Annotated in this window: 4 protein-coding genes and 2 pseudogenes; 2 read left to right on the forward strand and 4 right to left on the reverse strand. The window is 56.3% G+C overall.

Annotated elements, in window-relative coordinates:
- Together PH551_RS32470 and PH551_RS32475 are read right to left on the reverse strand one after the other, a co-directional pair.
- The coding region (locus tag PH551_RS32470; protein ID WP_285196075.1) for an AAA family ATPase at window positions 1-202 on the reverse strand (202 nt) is incomplete at its 3' end.
- Window positions 203-452: 250 nt separating this feature from the next.
- Window positions 453-1,397, reverse strand: a pseudogene (locus PH551_RS32475) (IS630 family transposase).
- Window positions 1,398-1,628: 231 nt separating this feature from the next.
- On the opposite strand from PH551_RS32475, the pseudogene PH551_RS32480 reads away from it, so the two are divergent.
- A pseudogene (locus tag PH551_RS32480) lies at window positions 1,629-2,087 on the forward strand (GDP-mannose 4,6-dehydratase).
- 410 nt (window positions 2,088-2,497) lie between these two features.
- Here PH551_RS32480 and nodA read toward each other — a convergent pair.
- Window positions 2,498-3,085, reverse strand: coding sequence for a nodulation N-acyltransferase NodA (gene nodA / locus PH551_RS32485; RefSeq protein WP_004679687.1), 588 nt, complete (start codon window positions 3,083-3,085; stop codon window positions 2,498-2,500).
- 935 nt (window positions 3,086-4,020) lie between these two features.
- Here nodA and PH551_RS32490 point away from each other — a divergent pair.
- Entirely contained in the window at window positions 4,021-4,935 is a 915-nt protein-coding gene (locus tag PH551_RS32490) for a hypothetical protein (RefSeq protein ID WP_010034735.1), read from the forward strand.
- A gap of 301 nt (window positions 4,936-5,236) precedes the next feature.
- Here PH551_RS32490 and PH551_RS32495 read toward each other — a convergent pair.
- A partial coding sequence (locus tag PH551_RS32495; protein WP_285196376.1) for an integrase core domain-containing protein occupies window positions 5,237-5,430 on the reverse strand: 194 nt, incomplete at its 5' end.

Genomic DNA, 5,430 nt, shown 5'->3' on the forward strand with positions numbered 1-5,430 from the left:
AACCTTCCTGCGCTGCCAGATGCAGAACCGTGTCCTGTGCTTTGGCGTTCAGGATCAGCCGGGTGGAGTCGGCTTTCGGGTCGCATCCGACGATCAGGATCTTCTGCCCGAGGTCGACAAGCGCTGCGAGCGTATTTTGGGAGGTGGTGGACTTGCCGATCCCCCCTTTGCCGTAAAATGCGATTTGACGCAAATCTGACATATCGCCTTCCTTCTTTCGTTCCATCCATCGCTGAGTAAAAGGCAGGCAGCTCGCGCCGCCTCGCATGGCAATCTTCAAAACCCGTGCCATGTGGGCCGATCGAGCCAAAGGAAAGATCCTTTTGTTGGGTTTCAGAAAGTTACTCCGAACCACCACAGGAAACTGCCAAACAAACCTAATGTCGCCGATCAGACAAAGCCGACAGACGGTGTCGTGATGGCATCACTTGCACCGCTAGAGCAAATCCTGCTCAATCTGGGTCATATCCAGCGGCCTTAAGGTAGTTTGCGCATTCTGCCGCAGTGAAGCGAGGTATCAAGGCCCCGACCGCATCCCATAGAGCATCGATCTTTCGCTCGGCTCGGCCTCGCAACATGGCTTTCAGCTTCGAGAATGCGTTCTCGATTGGATTGAAGTCCGGACTATAGGGCGGCAGGAACATGAGCTTGGCGCCGGCACGTTCGATGGCATCGCGGACACCGGCTATCTTGTGTGCAGGCAGGTTATCCATAATGACGACGTCGCCGATCTCCAGGGGCGGCACCAGCACCTGTTCGACATACGCAAGGAAGACGTTGCCGTTCATCGCGCCATCGTAGACGAATGGGGCGGTCATTCCGCTGAGGCGCAACGCACCGGTGAAAGTCGTTGTTTTCCAATGGCCGTGCGGCACGCCGGCACGGCAAACGCTCACCTCGCAATGCACGTCCGCGCAGACCGTGACATCTTGGTCGAGAGGCCGGTTTCGTCGATGAAGATCAGTTTCTCCGGATCGAGGTCCAATTGACCATCGAACCAGGCGCGCCGGCGCTTCAGGACGTCCGGTCGGTCCTGCTCCAGTGCGTGTGCGGTCTTTTTTTAAAGGTCCACCCACGGCCTCGAAGCCAGGCGCCAAGTGCGCTGCGGCTGATCTTCACCTGCCGCTCGACGGACAAGCGCTCAACCATCTCATCGAGCGTCACATCCCTACGCTCGTTGATCAACGCGACAACGAATTCCTCGTGTGCATCCACTGCCGAAGGTCGTCTCCAGCTCTGTGGCAGAGCAGTTAACTCACCCTCTTTCGCTCTTCAATCCAGCGGATCGCCGTCGAAATCCCAACTCCGAAACGAGCCGCAGCCTGTCGAGCCGACATGCCCGCCGCAGACGCTTTCAAAACCCGTATTAGGAGATCATCGCTCAGGGCCTGTCCCATCATCCACCTCTCCGCTGTGGATGTTGAATCAGCTTCGGTCGCTCTCGTCACCTCACAATCGATTCATCAATCGCAGGACATGTCTAGGTCGACCGCGCGCCAGCGCGACCGCGACCATCAGCAGGACAAAGAGCTTTGAAAACAGGAGACAATCGCACATCCCTGTAGCCAAGAGAGAAATGGCGTATCGCACGGGAGACGCTGCGAGCGCCCAGGTGATAGAGCTTCGCCTTGTGGCTGAACAAGCCAACTTCGATCGCGCAGGCCCGCCGCGCCCGACAGCTGGCCAAAAACAGCGCCAGGAGCTACGACTGGGGCCACGCACGTGAGTATGTCGAGGGCATGTCGCGCATGCTGCAGCAGGACAAACCGGATGGCCACGTCTTGGCGACCGGCGAGACGACGAGTGTCGGCCAATTTCTCGAGCGGGCTTTTGCCGACGTGAACATTACTTTGGAATGGAAGGCGTCCGGCGTCGACTGGCTACGACTCCGCGTCCGGTGCCTGCCTTGTTGAAGTCGATCCTCGATACCTCCGCCCGACGGAAGTTGATCTTCTGCCGGTGATCCGACCAAGGCCCGCCAGAAGCTGGGCTGGCAACACAAGGCCCCGGTTCAGGAGCTCGTCGCCGAGATGGTGCGCGAGGATGTCAAGCACTGGAAGGCCCTGAACAGCCGGGAAGAGCTCTGAGTGTACGACTTGTCCAACAAGAAGATCTGGGTTGTCGGCCATCGCAGTATGGTCGGCAGTGCGCTTGTGCGCAGGCTCCGATGCCGTGCTCTGCGGCAGTGGCGTCAGTTAGCGGGTCGAACGAGGAGCGCGGATCGTGAACCCGCGAGCGCGCAAAAATACGGCATTAGCCGATGATGTTCATACTTCCACCAGGTGCCCGGATTGCGGTACCGAGGCTTCGGGGCATATGTTCCTGATGGTCCTGCTTGTCTCGAATATCTCACGCTTGACGTCTAAGCGTTCGCAGATCGAAAGGTGCGGGATGTGTCATCGTGTGGGTCGGTCCGTCATCGAGGGTTAAATAGACGCACCGATCACTGGGCCGCCACCGTCTCTTCGGATAACTTCAGCTATGGGACCATGCTCTTTCATAGCTCAGGGCCATTCCGCTCGATCAAGGTCCCCGATGGCCAATCACTCATTGAGCATCCTATTGGGAATACTACCAAAATTACGTTTTCACAGCGCGTCGGCGGGAGGTTGAGATAAACATCGGCAAGGGTGGATCGCACGCGTACCCCTTCCAAAACCGTCGCAAGACCATTTCGGCAGAGCCTGAGAACAAGGTTGCGCAACGCCTGCCGAACACCGCCGAACGCAAACCGAACGCCAAGTTGCTGCAGCACTGGGTAAACAATGCGCATCGAATTAATGCCGTACCCCTCAAGATCTGGACGCACGCCCCACAATCCAAGCTCGCATACGAGTAGATCGACCTCGCCAACCCGAACGAAACGACGCAACAACCCCATGTGAGCGGCCACACCGTGCGCATCATAGCCTATTACGCGAAGCTCGGGCCTAGCTCCTGACCAACTACGAGCACCTTCGAATGGAAGGGCGTTGTAAGCTCCAGTTGGCCCATAGGTCTTCCGAAAGAAATCTGCGAGCTCCGTGTGGTCAGAGAGCTCCAACTCGTTTTCCCAGCACACTTTCCACCGCACCTGAGGGCTCATACCTAAACCTCCACTTAATACTCTGTCCAGGCGTCGACAGAGCAACTACTTGATACGCACTCGTTGGGGCGCTTCTAATGGCACTGGTATAAGCTGGTGAAATCATTTGTTTGGATGGAACTCATCCGTCCAATGGATGCGTTCCAATCAATCGGCCTGCCATCGGCTGCCGACGCCAGATGAAGCGGCTGCTCCAACTTCTTCGTGAACATGCCGCCTTGTCCATCATGCTGGATCATCTTGATCAGGCATCCAGGACATTGAACTGAAAAGTTGACCATGACTGAGAGGCTCGCTACTCAGGCAGAAGCAAGCCAAAGACGTTTTCGGCGATAATCAGGCAAATTGTCGAGATCACATTAGAACCCTCGGCGGAACCGGGCTGGTCTATCCCGGCGTCGAAAGTCGTCGAACGACCCGACCTGGCGGAGGGGTTTTTTCGGAATGTTCGGTTTGCGACAGTCTGATTCCACACAAAATGGGACGCGGCGATAGGCAGCAGCATTCTCCTGTTGAATCTGAAAGGGGTTCCCCTCGCAAAACGCCCTGGTTCGCTTTGGCTATCGCAGCCCATGGACCGGCACGCTGGGTATCGGCGAAGATTGCCAGAGGACATACTTGCCTGGCGATCCCGACCTCGGGAGAAGATGATGGGTACAGGAATGGATTCCTAGATCAGTGCGTTTCCGGTGCAAGCTTTTAGGACCCCGGACACAGCAAACGCCTCCCAGGACTGGCGAGGCGGCCGCGAGATCGCAATTTTCTCCTAGATAACGGTATGAGGTGATCGTCATACCCTGGTCACCGGTTGCCGATCGTCACGCACATGGTCTGGTACAGAGCCGGCGGCGCCGATGAGCCCCCGAGGAAATACTTAGTGACTGGCACGGTTGTTGCGTCGTCTCACGAAAGACAGCCGTTAACGAGAGGTCACGATGATGGATGTATGCTCGATGGGGATGGTGTTGTGCGGTGGGTACCTTCTTGCTGCATCCGCAGGCAGACTCGGCGGCGCTGAGAATGTCTTATCTGACTCGCCTTTGTCCGCGGCTGATGTATCGAGTTTCGAGACTTTCATAGTTCGCAGCCCACCGACATCACTCAATCTGGATCCATTTTATGCCAAATATGCTGACGCAGCGGGCATACCTATTATTTCGTCAAACAAGGTTCCAGACACGGCACTATTGATCTCACGTGACATTGTCCTCTACATGTTGTCAGAACGCCGTGATGTCCGCGATGCTTTAATCCAGGCTGGAGCGCGGGTGGGCGTCATGGCAATTGACGAGACGACGACTGATATTCCCGAGCAGCGGGATTGGAAGAAGCCTCTTCCCGATGATCCACGTCTCACCCCTGACGAGCGGCGGGATTACGCCAACACGATCGGCAAGATGACTGCCCGAGACTACTGGGCACAAAGGGCGCGCGGCATGGGCGGGCTCTACACGACGGGAGCTGTGGAGAATTTGATGGGCGTGCCGGGCACGCGGTATTACGGCGGGAACATTCTTGTTCACGAATTCTCACATAATATTTTCAACGCGCTGCGCACGGTAGATCCTGATCTCGTTGCACGAGTTGAACGTGCCTATTCGCACGCCTACGAGAAAGGCCTCTGGGCGTGTTCCTATATGGAGAACAACGTCGATGAGTATTGGGCCGAGGGCACGCGATTTTGGTTCAATACGAACTTGGCTTACAGCCGAGGCAATCTCACCATTGCCACATCAGAAGATTTCGAGGCTCACGATCCAAGCCTCTATAATATCATGGCCGAAGTCTACCGCCATGACCACCACATTCTGGCGGATGTCTATTACCGGCATTCGGCGAAGTCGCAGTAATGTCCTTTGGTATTGACTGCCGGCCTCATGCTGCAATCCCGCTGGAGACCCGAACTATCGCTGATCGTCCGTAATTTGTCAGAGCCAGCCATAAATTTGAGTTTCCGTTCAATTGAAGCGCCCATGTTGTTCCCACGGGTGCATACCAAGTACTTCGTGGCCGCTGGAATTGGCTCCTTGTGCAACATCGAGACCAAATGACCTGCCACTGAATTTTCATCCGGCGGCGATTAGAGCCTCGGCGGTCTTTGAAACGCTCCCAAACGTTGGACCACCGGATGCTAGAGTTTTCCGGCTTCATTCAGGGAGGCGGGCTGGTTGCGCCTCCCGAATTCACCAACGAGATCGGCACCTTGTTGCCGATCGCACCATGAGGTCTTTCCTCATTGTAGTATCTACGCCAATCCTCCATCTTTTCGCGGGCATCCGCAAGGGTCAGGAACCAATGCTGGTTCAGGCATTCTGCACGGAAGCGGCCATTGAACGCTTCGATGA

It is taken from the genome of Rhizobium atlanticum (genome assembly GCF_030182485.1).
Classification (GTDB): domain Bacteria; phylum Pseudomonadota; class Alphaproteobacteria; order Rhizobiales; family Rhizobiaceae; genus Rhizobium.